Source organism: Candidatus Tisiphia endosymbiont of Micropterix aruncella (genome assembly GCF_965178575.1).
Classification (GTDB): domain Bacteria; phylum Pseudomonadota; class Alphaproteobacteria; order Rickettsiales; family Rickettsiaceae; genus Tisiphia.
Genome location: NZ_OZ238268.1, coordinates 39,289 through 61,868, shown reverse-complemented (window position 1 = coordinate 61,868; position 22,580 = coordinate 39,289). Strand labels below are relative to the sequence as shown.

Annotated in this window: 20 protein-coding genes and 7 pseudogenes; 13 read left to right on the top strand and 14 right to left on the bottom strand. The window is 33.8% G+C overall.

Annotation, left to right across the window (positions count from 1 at the left end; all coding sequences use genetic code 11):
* Nucleotides 1–367: 367 nt before the first annotated feature.
* Entirely contained in the window at nt 368–904 is a 537-nt protein-coding gene (locus ACN1AG_RS00355; RefSeq protein ID WP_417905066.1) for a transposase family protein, read from the top strand.
* Nucleotides 889–1,539 carry an ISAs1 family transposase gene (locus ACN1AG_RS00350; protein ID WP_417905620.1) on the top strand — a complete coding sequence of 217 codons (651 nt, stop codon included), beginning with the start codon at nt 889–891 and terminating at the stop codon, nt 1,537–1,539. Before ACN1AG_RS00355 ends, ACN1AG_RS00350 begins: the two co-directional genes overlap by 16 nt.
* Before the next feature lie 505 nt (nt 1,540–2,044).
* Here ACN1AG_RS00350 and ACN1AG_RS00345 read toward each other — a convergent pair.
* Together ACN1AG_RS00345 and ACN1AG_RS00340 are read right to left on the bottom strand one after the other, a co-directional pair.
* Nucleotides 2,045–2,254 (bottom strand): annotated as a pseudogene (locus ACN1AG_RS00345) (transposase); the annotation flags it as partial.
* A 6-nt stretch (nt 2,255–2,260) separates the two neighbouring features.
* Nucleotides 2,261–2,542, bottom strand: a complete 282-nt coding sequence (locus tag ACN1AG_RS00340; protein ID WP_417905065.1) for a transposase — start codon at nt 2,540–2,542, stop codon at nt 2,261–2,263.
* Nucleotides 2,543–2,693: 151 nt separating this feature from the next.
* On the opposite strand from ACN1AG_RS00340, the gene ACN1AG_RS00335 reads away from it, so the two are divergent.
* Nucleotides 2,694–2,927 carry a hypothetical protein gene (locus ACN1AG_RS00335; RefSeq protein WP_417904495.1) on the top strand — a complete coding sequence of 78 codons (234 nt, stop codon included), beginning with the start codon at nt 2,694–2,696 and terminating at the stop codon, nt 2,925–2,927.
* Nucleotides 2,928–3,229: 302 nt separating this feature from the next.
* Nucleotides 3,230–4,339 carry an IS66 family transposase gene (locus ACN1AG_RS00330; RefSeq protein WP_417904494.1) on the top strand — a complete coding sequence of 370 codons (1,110 nt, stop codon included), beginning with the start codon at nt 3,230–3,232 and terminating at the stop codon, nt 4,337–4,339.
* Here ACN1AG_RS00330 and tnpB read toward each other — a convergent pair.
* From tnpB to ACN1AG_RS00310, 4 genes and pseudogenes are all read right to left on the bottom strand, one after another.
* Entirely contained in the window at nt 4,336–4,689 is a 354-nt protein-coding gene (gene tnpB, locus ACN1AG_RS00325; RefSeq protein WP_417905064.1) for an IS66 family insertion sequence element accessory protein TnpB, read from the bottom strand. The two genes, ACN1AG_RS00330 and tnpB, sit on opposite strands and share 4 nt — an antisense overlap.
* Complete coding sequence (locus ACN1AG_RS00320; protein WP_417905063.1) at nt 4,677–5,102, bottom strand: hypothetical protein; 426 nt, start codon at nt 5,100–5,102, stop codon at nt 4,677–4,679. The genes tnpB and ACN1AG_RS00320 overlap by 13 nt, the downstream gene beginning before the upstream one ends.
* Before the next feature lie 53 nt (nt 5,103–5,155).
* Complete coding sequence (locus ACN1AG_RS00315) at nt 5,156–6,115, bottom strand: IS630 family transposase (RefSeq protein ID WP_417905062.1); 960 nt, start codon at nt 6,113–6,115, stop codon at nt 5,156–5,158.
* A gap of 194 nt (nt 6,116–6,309) precedes the next feature.
* Nucleotides 6,310–6,606, bottom strand: a pseudogene (locus ACN1AG_RS00310) (transposase); the annotation flags it as partial.
* A gap of 163 nt (nt 6,607–6,769) precedes the next feature.
* On the opposite strand from ACN1AG_RS00310, the pseudogene ACN1AG_RS00305 reads away from it, so the two are divergent.
* Nucleotides 6,770–7,018 (top strand): annotated as a pseudogene (locus ACN1AG_RS00305) (transposase); the annotation flags it as partial.
* A 22-nt stretch (nt 7,019–7,040) separates the two neighbouring features.
* On the opposite strand, the pseudogene ACN1AG_RS00300 reads toward ACN1AG_RS00305, so the two are convergent.
* The 3 genes and pseudogenes from ACN1AG_RS00300 to ACN1AG_RS00290 all read right to left on the bottom strand — a co-directional run.
* Nucleotides 7,041–7,558, bottom strand: a pseudogene (locus tag ACN1AG_RS00300) (transposase family protein); the annotation flags it as partial.
* Nucleotides 7,559–7,671: 113 nt separating this feature from the next.
* A protein-coding gene (locus ACN1AG_RS00295) for an IS5 family transposase (protein WP_417904615.1) occupies nt 7,672–8,435 on the bottom strand; the annotation gives its coding sequence in 2 pieces (ribosomal slippage) (nt 7,672–8,100 and nt 8,103–8,435; 762 coding nt in all).
* Between the two features lie 54 nt (nt 8,436–8,489).
* Entirely contained in the window at nt 8,490–9,137 is a 648-nt protein-coding gene (locus tag ACN1AG_RS00290) for a GNAT family N-acetyltransferase (RefSeq protein ID WP_417905061.1), read from the bottom strand.
* Nucleotides 9,138–9,452: 315 nt separating this feature from the next.
* Here ACN1AG_RS00290 and ACN1AG_RS00285 point away from each other — a divergent pair, with 315 nt between their 5' ends.
* The 4 genes and pseudogenes from ACN1AG_RS00285 (at nt 9,453) to ACN1AG_RS00270 (ending at nt 12,433) form a co-directional block, all read left to right on the top strand.
* Entirely contained in the window at nt 9,453–10,466 is a 1,014-nt protein-coding gene (locus tag ACN1AG_RS00285) for a COX15/CtaA family protein (protein ID WP_341758000.1), read from the top strand.
* A gap of 83 nt (nt 10,467–10,549) precedes the next feature.
* A pseudogene (locus tag ACN1AG_RS00280) lies at nt 10,550–11,290 on the top strand (pseudouridine synthase); the annotation flags it as partial.
* A pseudogene (locus ACN1AG_RS00275) lies at nt 11,285–11,524 on the top strand (RluA family pseudouridine synthase); the annotation flags it as partial. The pseudogenes ACN1AG_RS00280 and ACN1AG_RS00275, both read left to right, overlap by 6 nt.
* Before the next feature lie 378 nt (nt 11,525–11,902).
* Complete coding sequence (locus ACN1AG_RS00270; RefSeq protein ID WP_417905060.1) at nt 11,903–12,433, top strand: IS110 family transposase; 531 nt, start codon at nt 11,903–11,905, stop codon at nt 12,431–12,433.
* Here ACN1AG_RS00270 and ACN1AG_RS00265 read toward each other — a convergent pair.
* A complete protein-coding gene (locus ACN1AG_RS00265; RefSeq protein ID WP_417904474.1) occupies nt 12,405–13,442 on the bottom strand; it encodes an IS630 family transposase in 1,038 nt (345 codons plus the stop codon). The two genes, ACN1AG_RS00270 and ACN1AG_RS00265, sit on opposite strands and share 29 nt — an antisense overlap.
* 68 nt (nt 13,443–13,510) lie before the next feature.
* Between ACN1AG_RS00265 and ACN1AG_RS00260 the strand changes: the two genes are divergently transcribed.
* From ACN1AG_RS00260 to ACN1AG_RS00245, 4 genes and pseudogenes are all read left to right on the top strand, one after another.
* Nucleotides 13,511–13,687, top strand: coding sequence for a hypothetical protein (locus ACN1AG_RS00260; RefSeq protein WP_417905059.1), 177 nt, complete (start codon nt 13,511–13,513; stop codon nt 13,685–13,687).
* Nucleotides 13,688–13,786 (top strand): annotated as a pseudogene (locus ACN1AG_RS00255) (IS110 family transposase); the annotation flags it as partial.
* 15 nt (nt 13,787–13,801) lie between these two features.
* Nucleotides 13,802–13,963 (top strand): hypothetical protein, encoded by a 162-nt coding sequence (locus ACN1AG_RS00250; RefSeq protein WP_341753629.1) that lies wholly within the window; start codon nt 13,802–13,804, stop codon nt 13,961–13,963.
* A gap of 741 nt (nt 13,964–14,704) precedes the next feature.
* The gene (locus ACN1AG_RS00245) at nt 14,705–17,023 is read left to right on the top strand and encodes a tetratricopeptide repeat protein (protein ID WP_417905058.1); all 2,319 of its coding nucleotides are present in this window, start codon (nt 14,705–14,707) and stop codon (nt 17,021–17,023) included.
* A gap of 150 nt (nt 17,024–17,173) precedes the next feature.
* Here the strand turns inward: ACN1AG_RS00245 and cyoE are convergent, their stop codons facing one another.
* From cyoE to lgt, 4 genes are all read right to left on the bottom strand, one after another.
* Complete coding sequence (gene cyoE, locus ACN1AG_RS00240) at nt 17,174–18,049, bottom strand: heme o synthase (protein ID WP_417905619.1); 876 nt, start codon at nt 18,047–18,049, stop codon at nt 17,174–17,176.
* A 59-nt stretch (nt 18,050–18,108) separates the two neighbouring features.
* Nucleotides 18,109–20,319, bottom strand: a complete 2,211-nt coding sequence (gene parC / locus ACN1AG_RS00235; RefSeq protein WP_417905618.1) for a DNA topoisomerase IV subunit A — start codon at nt 20,317–20,319, stop codon at nt 18,109–18,111.
* A 142-nt stretch (nt 20,320–20,461) separates the two neighbouring features.
* Nucleotides 20,462–21,541 carry a class I SAM-dependent methyltransferase gene (locus ACN1AG_RS00230; RefSeq protein ID WP_367363801.1) on the bottom strand — a complete coding sequence of 360 codons (1,080 nt, stop codon included), beginning with the start codon at nt 21,539–21,541 and terminating at the stop codon, nt 20,462–20,464.
* On the bottom strand, nt 21,520–22,311 hold the full coding sequence (lgt, locus tag ACN1AG_RS00225) for a prolipoprotein diacylglyceryl transferase (RefSeq protein ID WP_417905057.1): 792 nt from the start codon (nt 22,309–22,311) through the stop codon (nt 21,520–21,522). The genes ACN1AG_RS00230 and lgt overlap by 22 nt, the downstream gene beginning before the upstream one ends.
* Nucleotides 22,312–22,580 lie beyond the last annotated feature (269 nt).

The window sequence follows — 22,580 nt, the reverse complement described above, 5'->3', positions numbered from 1 at the left end:
AATAAACAGATTATTAAATGGAGGTAAAAATGAATTTGAATCAAAAGATAATAAAACCAAAACTAGGAGTCTGTCGGACTTTGTTAAAAAAGTGCATTTCTAGTAACCAATAGATGATAATATATTTCAATAATACATATATAAATAGCAAGAATTAGTAAATTTTTAGAAAAACCATACTATATATTATACTTAAAATTGTGATTTTTCCTCTCATTTGAGTAAAGTCCGACAGACTCCTAGGAAACAAGGTATTTAAGGAGAGAAGGTAATAGTAAAGATCAGATGCAATGAATAGTTGTAAAAGATAAACAATTATGTAAAATGCTCCGTCAAAAGATTTTCAACTACAAATAACGGAGCATTTATGACTGTAACAAACTTTTTATCAGAAGTCAAAGATCCAAGAAACATGCGTGGGAAAAGGTATAATTTAGCAGCGATATTGCGGTTAATTGTTGCAGGTTTGTTGTGTAATTGTAATAGCATAGCGTCTATAGCAAGATTTAAGAAATTTTTAAGTAAAAAACTGTTACAGAATTTAGGTTTTTATGATGGCATTACGCCATGTTATAGTACGTTAACTATAATGTTACGTAAGATGAATCCAAAGGATTTACATGATGCGATTGTAAAAGTAATTAGCGGAATAAAGGAAACTATGGAGTTTCAGGAAGTGCATATAGATGGTAAAACTCTGAGAGGTAGTAATGATTTAGAGAATAGAGCAATACAAGTTTTAACTGGTTTTAATAATAAAACTAAGTGCGTAATTAGTTTTGAAGAAATATTGAATAAAGACGAAAATAAAGCAATGTTAGAAATACTACAAAAATTTGACATACAAAGGGCAACTATCACTCTGACACAGCCTTTGACCACTCAGATATATGCGAAGAAATAATTCAACAAGGTGCTGATTTTGCTATATGTTTAAAGGGCAATGAAGCAAATTTGTTGCGAGCAACAGAGCAAGCTTTTAGCAATAGCAAGCAGGAAAATGTACGAACTTTTGAGAAAGATGTTGAATATAATCATGGTCGTATTGAACAACGAAAAATAGAAGTAATAGATATGCCTTGGGAATATCTAAATGGTCACAGACATATAAAGCAATTATGTAGAATTACTAGAAGGCGTGAGCAAAAAAACAAGGAAAATTATACTGAAGAAATGGCTTACATGATTACAAGCTTAAGTAGCAGTGCTTCTGCTGAAATGTTATTGGATTTAAATAGAAAACACTGGAGTTGTGAGAATAATTTAAATTGGGTAAAAGACAGGGTATTTATGGAAGATAAATCAACAATTCGGAAAGATAATGCACCTATCGTTTTATCATTATTACGGAGTTTTGTTATATCAATAATAGCTACTATTTCTGCTAAAATTACTGAAACTAGGGAATATTATAGTCATTACAAACAATCTGTTTATACTTTATTCTGCAACCTCAGAGAGTCAATAATTTTTTTTGTGTGTGTGCCAAGAAAAGGTGCATTAATCTTATGGGTGAAAGTCCTGTTATGGAAGGAGTAGCTAGCTCCACCATATAGCGAGTCTTGTGCTGCTGAAGGTAACGACAGTAGTAAAGCGTAGACAGCGAAACAATCGAGCCGAAACCAAAAGGTGAACGTGATAGCCCCGAAATAGTCGGTAGTAGTGAGAGCTGATACTTTATACAGGGTAGTAAGCAATAGAATACTGGAGGTTATAACTAGCAAATCCGAAAGTATTTAATCACCGGGGTCGCAGGCGTCAGCGAGTTTGTAGAGATTAATGACACAACTTGAGAAGTCCTTATAACTCTTACTTAATTAAGTAAGTATTCAAAGTACAAGTGCCGAAACATGAGGCTTTGGAGATGGTGTAAGGATGGCTGAGTTAGCCATAGTAGTGATGAAACTCCGTAATGGGAGTGGAGCGAAGGGCTAGCAGAAAAGTAAGAATGTGAGAGGGAAACAATGACCGTACACAGCGTAGACGGAAATACATGGTTAACGAAACTTGAGCGTATAAAGTTGCTATAGTAAAATACATTGAATTAGGTGACAAAGAACATAGAAATAGCTTCGAATAATTTACTAGTTTCTGTTATCTTATTTTTAATCCATTTTTTCATATTAGCCCAAAATTTTTCTATTGGATTTAAGTCTGGTGAATATGGGGGTAAAAAAATAACCTTACAACCTACTGATTCTATTAATTCTTTCGTCTTCTTTGATTTATGGAAACTAGCATTATCTAGTACTATACTCAATTAACCTGAAGAGTTGCAAAAATGGTTAACGGTAATAGTCTGGAAATTATCGTTTATTAAGGTACGTAACCTATCTTTATAATCGCCGATGTTGCTAAAAAATTTGTTTATTGCTTCCGAAAATTGTTCAAAATTATGATAAAATTTATTATTAGTTGTAATACTGTGCATAAACTTCCATAATCTCTCAATTGGGTTAAGATTTGGGCTATATGGTGGCAAAAATACTAGCTCTATTTTAGTATTTACTAGGTATTCCGTATACTTGCAGCAAAACTGCATAACACTATTAAATTTTTTTGCTAGTATAAATTTATTTTATAAATTTGGGTTTCTACTATGCAAATATCACCGATTAATAAAAAAACTAGTTGAAAAAGTACCAGTCATATTATAACATCTGAAATATTAACAATAATGATAATTAATCGAAATGCAAAAGCCAAAAGTAGCGACCTTAAGTGCTGAAGAACGAGAAGAACTAATACAACATATTAAGGCAAATTCATTAACAGGAAATGATCAGCAAGCGATAATAGAACTTGTGAAATTTTGTAACGAACTAATAGACAAGCTAGCATCATCAAATATCAGTATAAATAAGCTTAAGGAAATGCTGATTGGTTTTAAGGCAGATAACAAAAAAAAGATAGTTCAGATTCATTAAAAGAACCGCCAAGTGAATCTGATAACGGGAATGGTGGTAATGAAGAAGAGTGCGATAAGCCCAAAAAGATAGATCGTAGTAATTGGCAAGGTAAATATGGGTTTGATGATTATAAGGATGCGAATACCAGCTATTTAGCTCCTGAGAATTTTTGTAGTGGTGATAGCTGTCCTCACTGCTATAATGGCAAACTATATAATAGTGAAGCTAGAAAATTGCTACAATTCACAGGTAACGCTCCAATTACAGTCAACAGATATGTAAAGAAAACGCTACGCTGTAATGCTTGCGACTATAAAGTTATGAACAATAAAAATATCAACAAATGGACAAATAGTAGCAGAAGTGCAATAGTGTTACAAAAGACCTATGGTACTCCTTTCTACCGTTTATCTAGGTTGCAAAGTTTAAGTGGGTTTCCTGTAGCATATAGTTCGTTGTGGCAACAATATTTAGATGTTTGGCAAGAAGGTGGTGGAGCTGAGATTTACGGGGTATTATTGGAAATGGCTGCCGAATGTAATTCACTGAATCTTGATGATACTAGAGCCAGGATTTTAGAAATTACTATAGCCAATAAAAAATTACGTACTCAAAATAAGAAAGGACGCAGCTGTTATACTACTACTATATGTGCTAAGACTACAAATAATGAGGTGATAGTTTTATATTTTACAGGTAATAAGCATGGCGGGGAGAATATTGGTAACGTACTAAAGAATCGTAAGAATAGAACAGATTCTATCCAATTAATGACTGACGCAAGTAACAATAATAACCCGGTATTATCAGAAGCAGATAAAGAATTACTAGCAATAATAGTGATGATCAATTGTTTGTCACATGGTCAGAGAAAATTTACAGAGAATGAACTATATTACCCTGAAGAATGCGGATATTTTCTCAAACAAACATGTGGTATTTACCACAATGAACATCAATGTAAAGAGATGAGCCCTGAAGAAAAACTGGGGTATCATCAGGAACATAGCAGTAAATATATAGAAAACATATATAACAAAATAGACGAATTATTTAACGACAAGAAAGTTGAGCCTAATAGTAGGCTTGGACAAGTTATGAGATATTGGTTAAATAATAAAGAAGGTTTGACCCAATTTTTAAAAATTCCAGTTAGCAGTCTTGATAATAATTGGGCTGAGAGATCACTGCGTACCATTATTTTACAAAGGAAGAATTCATTATTCTTTAAAACAATCAATAGTGCTGAGATACATAGTGGTCTATATAGTATAGTAAAGACTTGTAGTGAGAACGAGATCAATGCCTTTAAATATTTAAATTGGCTACAAGAGCAGAGTAGCAAAGCAAAGAAGCATCCTGCGAATTATAGCCCTTTTGCCTATGCAAGATATATGAATAATACGGAATTAATCAAGACAGCAGCTTAAATGACAGAACGCCAATCATTAGAGAGTTTGGCAGAACTAGGATCGCCATTATGAATAAGAATGTATAAGGTTCTATGGCAAATCTGATAAGATAAATTATCAGAAGGGAAGAGTTTTGCCGTAAATTTACCTTTGGATAGGCGTTTAGAGCATAGCCAAAAGCCTTGACCGTCAAAGGACAAAATTTTAATGGCAGTTCTGTTTTTATTATAGAATAAAAACAAGGAACCATTAAGAGGGTCAGAAGAAAGTTTTTGTCTACAAACAGCGATTAAGCCATCTATACCCTTGCGAAAATCGATGGCAATAGTGGCAACAAAAATAACTAACGCCGGGGTTAGTTGCAGCATAGAAATGTCTGAATTATGGTTTTTGGCTCTAGTGTTTGGATAATAAGCTTGGTACCATTTGGTTTAATAATGTGACAAGTATAGTGATTTTGTTTGGGGTTCGCTACAGGATCAGTAGCTATAGAATTTACTAGTTGAAATGGGACAAAATTAATATTTTGTTGTAGAGCTTGATTTGAAGCTGAGACAGGAGAAGTTTTGAGGGTAGGTTCATGGGCTTTTTTAATTGAACTAATTGTTGCTTTATTAATATTAAGATGTTTAGCTATCTCTTGGTAAGAATAATGATGGAGTAATTGGTGAACTAATTCCTTTAGATGGTTTGGTATGGGATCAAACTTGTTAGTTTTAGTTTGACGCCAAGCTTTAAATTGCTGAGCTACTTGCTCAATAGTAATTGATGGTATTTGCATAGTAGGAACCCAAATGTATAAAAAATTCATACTAGCAAAAAAATTAGATAAAGTTATGCAGTTTTGCTGCAAGTATACTTTATTGCTTCCGAAAATTGTTCAAAATTATGATAAAATTTATTATTAGTTGTAATACTGTGCATAAACTTCCATAATCTCTCAATTGGGTTAAGATTTGGGCTATATGGTGGCAAAAATACTAGCTCTATTTTAGTATTTACTAGGTATTCCTTAACTTTCTTGGATTTGTGGTAACTAGCATTGTCACAAATTAAATATATTCTTTCCTTGTCACTATTCTCCTCTTCCAACCTTTGTAGAAAATTAACTATCTGCTCCCCATTTATTTTGGGGTTCTCTGTGCTTACTAACTGTAAATCGGCTAGGTTAATAGCACCAATCATGTGCTTTCTTCTCCAGCCACTGAATGTTGGTAAGGTCTTATCTTGGTTCTTTCTTATCCAACCGCACCTTGCCCTTGCTTGATACTGAGGATGAACACCATCCATAAAATATATGGCTTCCTTATCTCTGAGATTCCCTTTTAGTAAACTGTAGTTTAACTTAAATAATTCTTGCTTGTCAAAATCCAGCTTAGCCGGTACTACTTTCGGCTTCTTGTAAACAAAACCCAGTTTGTATAGTAATTTTGTTACTCCCGTTATCGTATATGTCACCCCATATTTGTTCTCAATGTGATGCATGATATCTTTAGCATAAACATAATTATTTGCTTCTAGGTGAGTCACTAATTCTGCCCTATCACCATCACTTAATTTGCTTGTGCTACCTCCATTGTCGGTAGCAAGCTTATTGGCTTTTTGATAATCAACAATATGTTTTCTTATCGCTTCGTGGCTCAAGAGTAGTACCTTAGCAATCTCTACATTACTATACCCATCGTCATACATCAAAACTGCCTTAATACGATCACGTATGCGTCCGTCTCGTTCTGTCTTATGACGTTCCTTCAACTTTTCTCTTTGTTCTTCTGTCAATACATTCTTTCTCATAATGTCCTAAACTTTATAATATCTCTCCTGTCTTTGCAACTCTTCATTTATGAGTAGTATACAACCTGTCCTGCTTTTAATTCTTTAATTAAAAACTTCTCAACCCAATTATTAAATAGTTCTGTATTACAAGTTCCATTAAACACAAAAGGGGCTATCGGCTTATTATTTACCAAACCAGCTATGATATTACGTCAATTCGGGATAAGGTTATAATTTAGAGGGAAGTTGAAATTGCAATTTATGGAAGGTTTATTTTTCTTAAGAGAATAGGCAACTAGTGTAGAAAGTATATGAACAAAAGCATTTATAGGTGATCTGTGTCTAGTATGCTCAAGGTTCATTTTGTTCTTTAAATAATCAAAAACTGTTTCAATTAAATTACGTTTTCTTAGCATAATCTTCTCCTTTAAATCCATTAATTTATTTGGCATATTTTTCTTAATCCCATGCACCATTTTTAATCCTCTTTCATATAAACTTACGAATAAACGTTAATTCGGGATAAGGATTAGTCAAAATAGCAGACATATATACACTACGAAGAGCAATTAATGTATGAATTCACAGAAATGCAATTTATACATATCCAAAATCTTGTATTAGTTATAGCTAAAGCATTTTTACTAATCCTTATCCCGAATTGACGTAACTTATTTTAAGTATTCAGGCGAGGTTAGAAAGCTGATTTATACCACCAATCCGATTGAGGGCTTTCACCGTCAAGTCAGAAAATATACTAAAACAAAAGGAGCTTTTACTAGTGAAAATGCCTTGTTTAAACTGGTATTTTGTGCTATAAAACAGATTACAGCTAAATGGAATATGCCAATACCAAATTGGGCAGTGACCGTTTCGCAGCTAGATATTTTCTTCCCTGATAGGTTGAATTTTAAAGTATGATATTCTATACTGACACAGTTCAGCGAATGTTCTCTTTTTTACCGTTAGAAAAATCTGTACATATTACTTGGTGTGTTTTCTTGTCTACCACTATTTGAGTTTTTAGTGTATGCCTTTTCTTCTTTCCTGAATAATAGAATTTTTGTTTTTTTTGGGTCTTTCTATGGGACTCTCAGTAGCATCAATCAAGACTACTTCATAATTCATATCACTCTTCATTAGAGCTTTACGACCTAGAAGAGCAAAGTTTGGGTGTTTAACTAGGGTGTCTTCTACCCATTTAACAGCTTTATATGCTGAACTTTCACTAATCCCATAGTTCTGACCTATATGGAAATAAGTACGGTATTCTCTAAGGTATTCTAATGCCATCAGCAACTGTTCCTCCAAATTGAGCTTATTTTTACGCCCACCTTTTAATTTCTTAAGATTATCAGCATGCCTCAGAATATCCACCATCTGTGAAAATGTTAGCTTCTTTACTCCTGTTAACCGACGAAATTTTTCATCCTCTAACTCTTTAATCTGCTCGAATTTCATTACTACTTCAAATCAGATATTTATAACACCATTCTACATCATTGTCTAGTTTCGAAAGAAGTCTACTGAATTACAAGATTCCATTAAAATTTGAACGTCACTAGGGTGTGTCATCAATTGAGCCAAATTACCATGGAAGCCATATAAACAGCACCCAAAAAGTTCTGAGATGTTTTGTCATATCGTGTTGCAATAGCTCTATATTGCTTCAATTTTGCAAAAAAGTTCTCAATCAAATGCCTAGCTTTATAGAGGTTCTTATCATACTTAGCTGGATTCACACGATTCTTCTTTGGGGGAATCACAGCTATACATCCCTTATCTTTCAGCTTATCTCGCATACGTGCATCGGCATCATAAGCCTTATCAGCAAGTACAGCATCCGCTTTCGTCAATTCATTCATCAAAACATCAGATCCTTGCAAATCATGAGCTTGACCCGGGGTAAGATGGAATCCCGTTGGATTCCCTAGAGCGTCACATGTGGCATGGATTTTAGTACTCAGCCCCCCTTTACCTCGTCCAATTGCTTGGTCATCCTCTAACTCTTTTTTTTAGCACCAGCACTATGTTGATGACTCCTAACAATGGTTGAATCAATCATGGCATACTCGTTATCAGCATCTTCAGACAACATCTCAAAAACCTTTTTCCACACACCTGTCTTGCTCCACCTTGAATGACGTAGGTGAATCACTCGAAAATCTCCAAAACGTTCAGGTAGGTCTCTCCAAGGTATACCAGCCCTATATCGATACAAGACTGCTTCTACAAATAGGCGATTATCCTTGGCTGTTACACCAACAGACTCTTTCCTTCCAGGTAGGTTATCTTTAATCCGATCCCATTGATCGTCACGTAGAGCATATCGACGCATAGAGAAAATTTATTCTTAATTTTTTCTCTATTACACAACAAATAAACGCTCCTGTCAACTTAATTGATGACACACCCTAGAGTGATCAGAAAAGTTTTTTGACCATATTTTTGTCTCCCACTCATCTTTAAGTATACTATAGTATACTGTATCTCGGCGTCTCTCATCTGGCATGAGAGTGTGACTTCGTAATACGCCTTCTTCCGTTGCACCAATTTTAATAAGTGCACCTCTAGCCCTTACATTGAGTACATCTGTTTTAAATTCCACTCTTTCCATATTCAAGTAATTAAATGCAAAATTTAACAAAAGAAACTTTGCATTTTTATTAATACCACTGCCTTGGAACGATGTTTCTACCCAACTCCAACCTATTTCTATCCTGCTGTCTTTTGGAGAATAATTCCCAAAAGCTGTTGATCCAACAATCTCACCTGTTTTTTGATCTTCAATAGCAAAATGATATCGCAAGCCCAGCTTTCTTTGTTGTACAGCGTCATCAATGTAGTCGTTCATATCTTGTAATTGGTGCATTTTGATAGCAAAATATTTCCAAACCGCGTAATCAGAAATGAATCGAGCAAAAGCCGCCATATCCTCTGTTTTTAATGGCCTTAATCTTGCTAACTCATTGTTGCAGATAATATCATACTCAAAAAAGCTACCGTTATTCTTAGCTAAGGCTAACTTAAAATTTTCCATATTTTTCTCAATATTTATGATAATGTAACCTCAGTTCGATATAAGAATTAATAATTCTTATATCGAACTGAGGTTACTTACAATCTAAATATTTTAATGATTAATTATTATGTGCAGTATCATATAAACATAATGTCACGTATACAATTTTTGGCTCTTAGGATTCTAGGTAAAAAACACCAACGTAAGTCCATTACTTACGTTGGTGTTTTTAATCCACGCAACAATGCCTCCCCATAATGAAAAAGAGTATTAGTGGACGATAAAAATCTGTTATATTATGCTATATTATAGATATTAAAGGTAGCGGGTCTAATGTCACACATATTAGTAAAGCGTTGGTTGGTGGTATGCTGCTGCATGGTAATATTTATGATTTTTTTAGGAGGTCTCACTAGGCTTACTGATGCTGGTTTATCAATTGTTGAATGGAAACCGGTTTCAGGTGTCGTTCCCCCGCTGGGTAATGCTGACTGGCAGGATGAATTTGCTAAATATCAACAATCTGTCGAATATAAGCAAAAAAATACTAATATGACTATCTCAGAGTTTAAATTTATTTTTTGGCTTGAATTTATTCACCGTTTTGCTGGCAGAGTAGCAGGTTTGTTGTATCTAGTACCATTACTGTATTTTTTTATACGTGGACGGATTGATACAAGGTTACTGCCTGTATATTTGGCGATATTGTTATTATTTGCAGTCCAAGGATTTATGGGCTGGTATATGGTGAAAAGTGGTCTAATTTTGCAGCCATATGTCAGTCATTTTCGTTTAGCTTGTCATTTGGTTATTGCAGTTATTATCTATAATTTACTGTTCTATCAGCTGATGAAAAATAGTTTTGATATTTTACTAGTTGAACGGACAATAAGTTTAAATTTAGCAAAATTCTTTTGTATATTAACTATTATTATAGTTTATATACAGATTTTTTTAGGTGGTCTAGTTGCAGGTCTTGATGCAGGGCTTGTATATAATAGCTTTCCGTTAATGGGGAATAGTTTTATACCTCAAGAAATAGCTTTTAAACTACTGAGTAGAGATAGTTTAAGTGATGCTGTTTTTGTTCAGTTTATCCATAGAATTGGAGCATATATTGTTTGTACTAGTGTTGGTTTGTTGGTGTTGAGTCTAATAAAAACCAAGCATCCTAAATTAAACAAAGTTGCTTATTATATTGTTGGTGTACTGATATTACAAATGTTAGCTGGCATAATTACCATTTTATATTCAGTACCTATATTAATGGCCTTAGTGCATCAGATTTTTGCTATTATACTATTATCATGTATATTATGGGGGTATTTTTTGTTAAAGAGTAGCTAGTGGCAATATTAAATGTAGATATAGAACTACCTTGTAGGTTGGATCGTTACTTGAAGAAATTATATCCTAGCCTTACCCAAGGGATGGTTGAGCGTGCCTTAAGGTTTAAACAGATAATGGTTAATTCTTGTAAGGTAGCGGCAAATTTGCGAATAAATGCTGGGGATCAAATTTTTATAGAGGATAGTTTAAATTTAGAACCTCAAAAAGTTTCTGATAGGATTTTTTCGAGTTCGGCAGTTATACTAGCTGGTAAGTTAATGAAGGATTACTTAGTTTATCAGGATGAGTGGCTTATAGCAATTAATAAGCCAGCAGGTCTTGCAACCCAAGGTGGTAGTAAAATAAGCCTATCTATAGATGATGCATTACAATATTTAAATAGCCAAGGGGCAGATTTTAAACTAGTACATAGGTTAGATAAAGATACTTCAGGTATATTACTAATCGCTAAAAATTATGCGAGTAGTATAAAATTAGTGAAAGCCTTTAAGGAAAAGAATATTCAGAAAACCTATATTGCCGTAGTTTTAGGTAACCTTCCGCAACATGAAGGAGAAATTAGTGGTATGATAGGGAAGAATAGGGGAGGGGCGTATGAGACTGTACAAAATGATGAAGAACATGGCAAGTTAGCCATAACTCGCTATAAATTACTGAAAAACTTAAATAGACCTCTTGCAGAATTCGCTTCTGCTAGGGAATTTGCAGGAGCCACGGAACGCAGAACCGCAGCGTACTTAAGCGTACGTGAGGATTCGAGTACCGGAGCGACGCACAAATTACCAGCAGAAGTAGAATTATGCAAGAGGTCTATTAATGGTTTGATGCTGGTTGAGTTCGCTCCTCTTACTGGCAGGATGCATCAACTTCGATTTCATGCGAAAATGCTGGGTTGTCCCATAATAGGTGACACAAAATATGGTACTCAAGAAGCAATAGCTTTATCCAAGGAAATGTTATTACATGCCAAAAGAATAATCTTGCCGGAGAAAATATTTGGTAAAGAAATAATAATTAATATAGATTTGCCGGGATATTTTTACCCACATTTCTAGGTTTATAGGACGTCATATATATATCCTAGCTAACCTCGAGTATTGATGTAATAAATTAATAGTAGGTTCAAGTAATCATCGCCATTAGGGGTGATGTCACCACCATTATGTCATCCCAGCGAAAGCTGGGATCTAGAAAAATAGACCAAGAGGGTTTGTTAAATTTCTTTAGATCCCTGCCTACGCAGGGGTGACATCCGAAGGTGCAGGGATTGTAAGATAAAACTATGATATAATGAAAAAAGTAAGTGGCACTCGTCAGGGATGAGTTTATACAAACATTGTCATCAAGAGACCACTTACTTAATAAGCTCGAACGTTTAAATAGTTCATTGGGCTGAAACGCCCGCTTACAATCGTAAATATGTCGAGGATTTTATGACCCCAACGGATAAATTATATAACAATTTTATTGGTATTGATATAGCAAAATCAACTTTTGCAGTAGCAATATCTAATAATAATAAAATTATGACTTTTTCTAATAACACTATTGGATTTAAGGAATTTTTTAAGCAATATAAAAGTTTTTTGACTGACTCCCTAATAGTATTAGAGACTACAGGTGGATATGAAACTGAATTAGTAAATTTTTTATTAAGCAAAAAATGTGCTGTTCATAGAGCACATGCCCAAAAAATAAAGTACTTTATAAGATCACTTGGTACTCGTGCTAAAACTGATTCTGTAGATGCTCAAGCTTTAGTAAAATATGGACAAGAAAGGCATAAGGAATTATCTTTACAACAAAAACCTGATCAAAAAATGAGCAAGCTAAAAATATTTTTATCTCGTCGTGATGATTTAGTAAAATTGCAGACTCAAGAGAAAAATAGGATGGCAGGACCTAATAATGAGATGATAAAGATAGTATACTCAATTAACCTGAAGAGTTGGCAAAATGATTAAAAGTTATAGTCTGAAATTGGTCAGTGATAAGAGTAAGCAAATTACCTTTGTATTTATCAATATTACCAAAAAATCTATCTATAGCTTCTGAGAATTGAGCAAAATTATGGTAAAATTTATTATTTGTTACAATTCTATGCATAAATTTCCATAATCGTTCAATCGGATTAAGATTAGGGCTATAGGGAGGTAAAAATACTAATTCTATTTTGCTATTTACTAGATACTCCTTTACTTTCTTTGACTTATGATACCCAGCATTATCACAAATCAAATATATCTTCTCTTTATTAGGATTTTCTGCTTCTAATTTTTGTAGAAAATTGATTATATAATCACCGTTTACTTTAGGATTATCTGTGCTAACTAATTGCAAATCAGATAAATTAATTGCTCCTATTAAATGCTTCCTTTTCCAACCACTAAATGTTGGTAAAGTTTTATTTTGATTCTTTCTGATCCAACCATAACGGGCTTTTGTTTGATACTGAGGATGAACGCTATCCATAAAATATATAGCTTCTTTAGCCTTGAGATTACCTTTTAACAAACTATATTCTAGCTTAAATAGTTCTTGCTTATCTACATCAAGCTTGCCGGGTACAATCTTTGGCTTTTTATATACAAAGCCTAATCTCCTTAATAGCTTTGTTATTCCTGCTATTGTATAGGCAACACCGTATTTTTTTTCTATGTAATTGCTAATATCTTTGGCATAAACATAATTACATACTTCTAAATGCTCTATTAACTCTTTCTCTTCTAGCTCACTTAGCTTACTTGCACTACCACCGTTAGCTGTCTCTAATTTATTAAATTTTTGATAATCTCTTACATGCTTTCTTATAGCTTCTTCACTTAACAGCAATGCTTCTGCTATTTCTTCATAGCTCCAACCTTTATCATACAGCAAAACTGCCTTAATTCGGTCACATACTCTCCTATCTCGTTCATTACCATGACGTGACTTCAGTGCCGTTCTTTGTTCAGATGTTAAAATATTTCCCATAATCATATTCTAGCTTCTTTCTTCTCTTCTTTCAACTCTTCATTTACGAGCAGTATATAGAAGATTTATTGTTATGTTTATCCAAAGCTATAAAGAAATTAGAAGAAGAGATAGCCGAGTTAACAACCGATGAAAAGACTGTAGAACAGCTTGAGGTATTGGAGACAGTACCCGGTATTGGTAAGGTTGTTAGTAAAGTTTTATTAGCATTTTTACCAGAGATTGGTAAGGTTGATCGGAGGTAAATAGCTAGTTTAGTCGGAGTAGCCCCACATCCTAAGGATAGTGGACAATATAAAGGGTATCGTTCAGTTAGTGGTGGTAGACAAAATGTACGAAGCAAATTATTTACTGCAGCAATGGCAGCAGCTAAATCAAAGAGCAAGTTAGGTGAATATTATAGAGACCTAATTGCTAGAGGTAAAAAGCCTATAGTTGCCATTACTGCTTTAATGCGTAAAATTATTGTCATTGCTAATGCAAGGGTTAGAGATTATTATTTAAAATCGGCAAAGACTTGATAAAAATTTAAACCTATATTTATTTAAATTTTTATCAAGTCGTGCTTTATTGCGAATGTTAAGCCTAGAGATTTATTTGTTAACTCTCTAACCAACTTGATTTTTTTATTTTAAACTTTTTTTTAATTTTTTAAAAATCATAGTTGATGACACCCTAGGCTATTAAACCAATGTCTTACATCAAATTGAGGTTATTAGTATGGTTAAAACCTTCTCAAGTTCGCTATACTGAAAAACTTGAAGTATTTGCAAAGATACCATACGTTACAAAAAAGTTACTATTTATTATGGTTATTAATATAATTTTCGTGATGTTATATGATATTACTTGATTACTGGCTATAAACCTGTCTTAATTTATTGAAGACGTCTTGTATCGCTAAATTATGAAAGAGGAAGTTTTGGAAAAAAATTAAGCAAGGAGCATAAGTGGATCAAAATATGTATAATTCCTTGCTTAATTTTGACAACAAGATTGCCTTACAATGATGAAGTTATGCAAGAGCCTATTTCTACATACTATAAGTTGTAGTACTGGAGTACCAGTAGTACAAACGCTGTCATTCTCAGCAATGGTGAGGAATCTTATCTAATAGCCTTTGCAGGTTATTTTTTGGATTCCCACCGTAACTCGGATGACAGCTCTGTGTGTAGTAACACAACTAAAGTTTAGCCAGCAGGTTTAGATAATATAAAATCTAACTGCTAATAATTAAATAATAAGTATACCAGGAGGATATTATGTTGAAAGTGTTACGTAAGAAATCTAGTCCAGATAAGAGTGCTAGTCTAGCTAGGAACTCTAGCCTAAGGAGTAGTAGTAATGGGGCTAGTAATGATACTAGTACTGATCCTATTTTAGAGCTCAAATTTAAATATTTCCAAGACATGCTTGGAACTTTAAAAAAACATGGTGATATACCCCTAAAAGAATATGAAGATTTACATAAAAATATACAAAAATCTGAACTTTCAGCTACGGACAAAAATTTGTTACTCTTTAAGATATGCGAGGATAAAGCTGATATAGCTTGGCAAAAAGGAAAATTTTCAACACATGAAAAGTCCTTAAAAGATATGTTCAATATTGATGTACCATTCGCTCTTATAGCATTAGAACGCTGGCATGTTGAGTATAAAAAAAATATAAATGAAAATGCAAAAAGCTGTATAAAGGATATTGAAACACTATACAAAGAATCGCTAATTAAGATAAAAGAAGAAGTAAACTCATTACTTAATGGCAAAAAACCTGAACTTAATAGCAAAAAATATGATAAAGCTGTTAAAAAATATGATGAAGTTGTTAAAAAGCTAGAATATTTGGCTGAACATAGCAATAATTTCCAGATATTTGCCATGCACGCTAAGATTTTTATAAAACAAGGTGATGACTTGGTAGCTAATGGAAAAACATCAGTGGCTAAAGAATATTACAAGAACGCTTATCAGTATTGTAAGTCAAAATTATCTATAGACAAAGATGGACCATACTATGTTATTCATGATACCTTTAAAGAATTAGCAGACAAGCTTACCGTAGTTGGTAATACAGAACTTGCTGCCGAAGCTACTACCTATGCTTCAAAGTACAAACCGAATCCAGTTAAGATTCTTATAGAACAAGGTGATGGCTTGGCAGATGCTGGAAACAAATTAGAGGCTAAAGAATGTTACGAGAAAGCTTATCAGGATTGTAAGTCAAAATTATCTAAAGACAAAGATGTACCATACGATGTTATTCATGATACCTTTAAAGTATTAGAAGACAAGTTGTCCATAGTTGGTGATAAAAAACTTGCTGCCGAAGCCGCTAGCTATGCTTCAAAGTACAAACCGAATGCATCTGCAGCTCTATCTGTAAACCCTGTGGTAAGGCAAGCTGGAAAAGAACTTGAAAAACGTAAAGATAAATATGAAGAAGCTTCCAATAAGTATGAGAGGGTTTTAACTCTTGCTGAACAGGAGGAACAGATAAAGGAAATTAAAGCTAAATACGAAGCTCAATTAAAAGATGAATTAGAGAAAGTTAACACTGTATTCAATACTAAATTAGAGGCACTTAAAGCTTCATATACTAAAGTGGAAGTGGATGAAACCGGTGATTCTTCTATTCCTTCAGCTCCACCACCGTATGACTATATAGCTGGTCTAGCTGGTCATTCATATTTGAGACTTGCTAAAAATGCCCCCACAGCTCCCATAGATGAAGTCGTTCCTCCTCTTGCCGAAGAGGTTTTAGCTGAGGTCGTTCCTCCTCTTGCCCCAGAGGTTTTAGCTGAGTTAACTGAGTTAGCTCACTTGATTCCGTCGCTTAGTTGGCGTGATTATAAGTATGACTTTGCTAAAGCTAAGGCTAAAAGCCTTTTGAGTGAAGCTATTAATAAGACGCCTGATGTACATGAAACTATTACTGATTCTAAAATTTTGGTGCTTCTTGCTGATGCTCTTTTGTCTTTAAATAAAATGGAGAAAGCAAGAATAGTTTGTGAAAGGGCTCTTGAACTTGAGCCAAATATATGGGAAGCTACCAATAATCAGATAGTTTTGCTAAATTTAGCTGGAGTTCTTTTATCTTCAGATCAACCAAAAGCTGAACAAATTTACCATAAAGCTATTACTGCTCAAGATTTTTCTAAATGTCAATTTGATCCTAGTATGTATAATATAGTATCCAGGACTGTTGCTCAAAATCAATATACTGATGCAGAAAGGGATTACTTAGCTAAGATATGTTTATCTTCCCCTAAAGTATTTTATAAAGCACAAGCTCTAGATTGTTATCCACATACATATGTTACTAAAAGACAAGAGATTGCTAAGCAATTACAACAGTTCGCTAAACAAGAACCGAAGCCAGGGCCTGGTGAGTATAGAGCCTATACTTTATGTTCAAAGGCTTTTTCTGCTCTAAAAAACGATCAAGAATTATTGCAGGATATGAAAGCAATATACGATGCTACTAATCTTATGCACTATCCATGCGTGTATCCTTATCCCCCTACTGAAGAATCTACTGCATACCTAGTCGGTGAGGTTATGTATCCTAACAATTATTAAGGCTACGTGAATAAAGCCTCATAAATTATTCCTCCTACTTCAAAGCCATTAACAGCTTTTGAGGTAGGAGGGATAGTTGCTCAGGGTAATTTTAAAATTGGGCTGTAACAAGCCCGGTTTTTAAATTGTTCTGTTGCTATCCACAAGCGGCTAGTTTCGAGAGAAGTCCAATGTTAAAAAAATACTAAAAAGATAAAATATTGAATAGGCAAATAGTTTTTTAGCTTGTTTATGATCTTTATCATTAAACAGAGAGACAGCATAGTATAAAAAAATTATACCCAGTATAAATGCAGTTACTAAATATACAAGATTACTTATTCCTAAGAAAAATGGCATAAATGTAGTAATAAACATAATTATACTATAGGCAAGAATTTGCTTCTTAGTATAATAGCCCCCCTTTACTACCGGCATCATTGGAACGCCACAATTTTTGTAGTCTTCTGAGCGAAAAATTGCTAATGCCCACGAGTGTGGTGGTGTCCAAGTTAGAATAATCATAAATAAAGAAAAGGAGAAAAGTGAAATCTCATTAGTTACTGTTGCCCAACCAATCATAGGAGGTAATGCACCTGCAACCCCTCCAATAACTATATTTTGCATTGTTGAACGTTTTAGCCAAATGGTATAAATGAAGACATAATACAATATGGTTATTAGTAATAATAAAGCAGATAGTAGATTAACACAAAGTCCCATCAAAAAAACTGAAAAGAACCCCACAACCACGCCAAAAGCTAAGGCGTCCTGTGGTTCTATAACCCCAATAACTAGAGGCCTGTTTTGTGTACGTTTCATTATCGCATCAATATCCCTATCATACCACATGTTAATAGCTGCACTACTACCAGCTCCAAGTGTAATACAGAGCATAGCGATGCAAGCTATAAATGGATGAATGGGGTATGGAGCAAGCCATAAACCAGAAAAGCTGGTAAATACAACAAGTGCCATAACTCTTGGCTTCATGAGTAGGATATAGTCCATAACTGAGCTATTAGAGCTTTTTTGAATAGTATTCATCTCTAGTTTTGCAAGAGGTCTATTAATATAATTAGAGGAATTATTCATATATCTTTATCTTAAGAAAATTTATTATTTTTAGGGAATCCACTAGGAGGGATTTTACCAACCGAACCTCGTCGTCCAAGAAATGGTAAAAGATCTTTCTCTACCCTAGTCTTTTCTCCTACTTTCCAGCTTAGTCCTAAACTACTATCAAATATCTTGACATCCATAAGTTTAGCATTTTTGAACTTTTGTAAAATTACTCCTTGTCCTCGTTTCATTATTGGTATTTCGTCTAGTTTAAATACTAGTAATTTCCGGTTCTCACCTATACAAGCTATACAATCACCTTCTACAGGCACACAAGCAATACAGGAATGATTTGCAGGAATTTGCATTATTTGCTTACCGAGTTTAGTTTGGGCTACTACCTCATCTGAATCAATGATAAAGCCTTTGCCAATACTGCTTGCCAGTAAAAGTTTTTGGGTAGACCTATAAACCAACATGCTTACTATTTCTTCATTGCCTATATCTATTATCAGCTTTATAGATTCTCCATTGCCTTTGCCTCTAAATATATTATCGGCTAGGATAGTGAAAAAACGCCCCGCTGCACTCAATATAAGAATCTTGTCGGTAGTATAGCCTTCCAGAATAAAATTTTCTGCGTCTCCTTCCTTATATTTAATAGTTGATAAATCGTTATTATGACCTTTTAAAGAGCGAATCCACCCCATCTTGGAACATATTATGGTAAGAGGTTCTTTGGCTATAAAGGCTGAAATATCAACAATTTGAGCGACAATATTAGCCTCTTCAAAACTAGTGCGGCGTAACCCCAATTTAGTGCTAAAACCAAACTTTGTTTGCACCATTTTAACTTCTTTCTTAACTATCTTTTTTAATTCACTCGGATCTTGTAGAATTTTCTGTAAATTTGCATGCTCTTTTTCGAGTAGATTATGCTCGTTAATAATTTCTTGTTCTTCCAATTTTCTTAAAGATCGCAATCTTGTATTAAGAATTGCTTCAACTTGCACATCAGTTAAAGCAAACTTAGCTATCATTACTTGTTTAGGCTCATCTTCTTCACGAATAATTTTAATTATTTCATCCAAATTTAAGTAAGCTATCCTTAGACCTTTGAGAACTTCCAACCTATGTTCAATTTTGCCAATAAGAAATTTAGATCTGCGAGTAATAACATTTTGTCGGTGTAATAAAAACTCCTGCAATATTTCCAGTATATTAGCTACTTTAGGAATATTATTTGAACCTATAACATTCATATTAAGCTGAATTCTATTCTCTAAAACTGTCAGTTTGAATAATGATTCCATAATAACATTAGGATCACAATTACGATCCCTAGGTTCAATAATTAATCTTATATCTTCTGTAGATTCATCTCTAATATTGCTTATTAAAGGAATTTTTTTGTCTTTTAACAGTACAGCTATTTGTTCGATAAGTTTAGATTTTTGTACTTGATAAGGTATTTCAGTAATTACTATCTGATATAAACCATAACTTAGGTCTTCCTTTGCCCATCTTGCTCTTACTCTAAAGCTACCACGCCCCACGCTATAGGCTAGGCGGATTGAATCTATTCTATCAATAATTATTCCACCGGTTGGAAAGTCAGGCCCTTTGACAAATTGCAAAATATCGTTAACATTTGATTGAGGATGGTCAATTAAATATATTAGTGCATCACATAATTCATGTAAATTATGTGGTGGTATACTGGTTGCCATTCCAACTGCTATACCTTCTGAACCATTAGCCAGTAAATTAGGAAACATAGCGGGCATAACTACCGGTTCGGTATCGGAATCATCATATGTAGCACGAAAATCGACAGTATCTTGATCTATATCTGACATTAATAAGGTACAAATTTCTGTCATTCTTGATTCTGTATAACGCATAGCTGCTGCGTTATCTCCATCAATAGAACCAAAATTTCCTTGTCCATCAATTAGTGGGTATCTGAGAGAAAAATTTTGGGCAAGACGTACTAATGTATCATACAGTGCAACGTCACTATGTGGGTGATATTTACCCATTACATCACCGACAACTCTTGCACATTTCTTATGGGCGGAGGTCGGTTCTAACCTTAGTTGGAGCATGCCGTACAATAATCTGCGATGCACTGGTTTTAACCCATCACGAACGTCGGGCAAGGATCTTGACATAATTGTTGATAGAGCATAAGAGAGGTAACGCTCTGATAATGCATTACCAAAGTCTATATTTTCTATTTTAGCATCATCTATCATACAAAACTTTTTCTTATATTTATTACGTGTTTAGTATAATATCCTAAATATATGCTAGCACTAATAGCAAAATGGTATTAAATAATAAAAATTATACTTTTTCTTTTATCAATATTTGAGGTTATTAAGGAATTATACCTTACTCCTGTACAAGGCACAATACTTTAAACAATAGTCCCATTTTATTGGGAGCTATTAGCCTATCAACTTGTTTTGCTATTATATTTGCCTCTATAGTAGGTAATTTATTTTGCAATAGTTTACTTCGTAATAATATACCATTAGCAATTAGAAAATCACGTTGTGTTATTGATCCATAAACATTTATTCCTATATCTTTGCCTATTGTTTTTAAGGCATAGAAGTCAACATGTGCTGACAAGTCAGCTTCTCCTAAAGTTTCAAGCAGTGGGCAATATTTATGATTTTTTATCGCTTGTAAAGTAGGGTCATATTGGTTACGCATTCTTTTTATTGGATCTATATCATAACCGTAATCAATAACTAAGCTAGCCCCACCAAATTTCATTATATGCTTGCTAATAAATTTTATGATTTCTAATGATTTAGGTGATTCTTCTATTACTGCTCCGTCATATGCGTTTGAGTGTTCTTGCAGTAAGTAGTGTTGCAATTCTTTACCAAGCTCTATCTTATCGAACTTAATTTTACCATCAGTTGGGTCAATGATAAGTATTGACTCGTACCAAAGTTCTTTGCTTTTAATATATTGCTTAATTGGCATAGCGTCAAAGAATTCATTCGCTATTATAATAGAAGGAATTTTAGATATATATTGTATTGCTGTATGGTGTTTAATAGGTAAACCAGCTAATTTGAGGTTTGTTTTCTGTTTCTTGATAAAATGAGGATTAATTTCAATCAATTCTATTGAAAGGGATTGGTAGAATTCTGGAACTAATTTAGCAACATTGAGCAAATCCCGCATTAATACTCCTTGCCCAGGACCTAGTTCAACTAAATTAGTTTTTCGAGGGCATCCCATTTTATACCATTGGTCAATAGCCCATAGAGCTATCATTTCACCAAAAAGTTGAGAGATTTCTGGAGCTGTGGTAAAATCTCCTAGACAACCTAACTTATTTTGTTTTTGATAATAGGAAGAAGGGGATACAGACGTTACTTGGAACATCATTTCATCAAGCTTAATACTACCATTTTGTTCAATAAGTTTTCTTATCTTGGAGTCGATTGGCATCTAATTCGTATTATTAAATAAATTCCTAGTATTAGCATAGGTAATGATAAAATTTGCCCCATAGTTAAGTTATTAAAAATAAAGCCTATGTGGTAATCTGGCTCACGAAACATTTCTGTAATAATTCGAAATATAGAATAGAATATTAGAAATATAGCAAAATTCAAACCATGAATCTTTATGCTTTTATATTTAAAAGTGGTATAAGCTAAAATTAAGAATAATATAGCTCCTTCAGAAAAGGCCTCATAAAGTTGGCTGGGGTGTCTTATTTGTAGATCACTATTTGGAAAAACCATTCCCCACGGCATTTTAGTCGCTCTGCCATATAATTCACCATTAATAAAATTGGCTATTCTACCTAGAAATAAACCGATGGGAGAAACTGTAGCTAATATATCGCTTAAAAGCAAGGGGTTAATTTTATACTTGCGGCAGAAAAAACAACTAGACACGATTAAACCAATCATACCCCCATGAAATGACATACCGCCTTCATAGCTTTTTAAAATGAGAATAGGATCAGAAAAATATTTAATTGGATTATATAGTAACACATAGCCTAATCTACCACCTATTACGATGCCAAGAATAGCCCAAGTAACAAAATTTTCTAAAGTTGTCGCGGTAACACCAATGTCGAATTTTTTTATAATTTTATAAGCATAGAACCACCCAACTATTATACCCAAAACATAAGCCATGGAGTACCAATAAACGGTAAATGATCCAATAGAAAAAATAACAGGATTGATATTTGGGAAGAGCATACGGTAATTAACTTCAATTCGATGTAAGACATCGGTTTTATAGCCTAGGGTGTCCCTGTCTCTCCTTTTATGTCACCCCTGCGTAGGCAGGGGTCTAAAAAAGTCTAATAGTTTTCTTGGCTATTTTTTTAGATCCCGCACCGAAGCAGGGATGACATAATGGTGAGTAGGGGTGACATAATGGCAGCAAGGGTGACATCACCCCTACTGGTGATGATTACTTGAGCCTACTATTAATTTATTACATCGATAGTTGAGGTTAATTATAT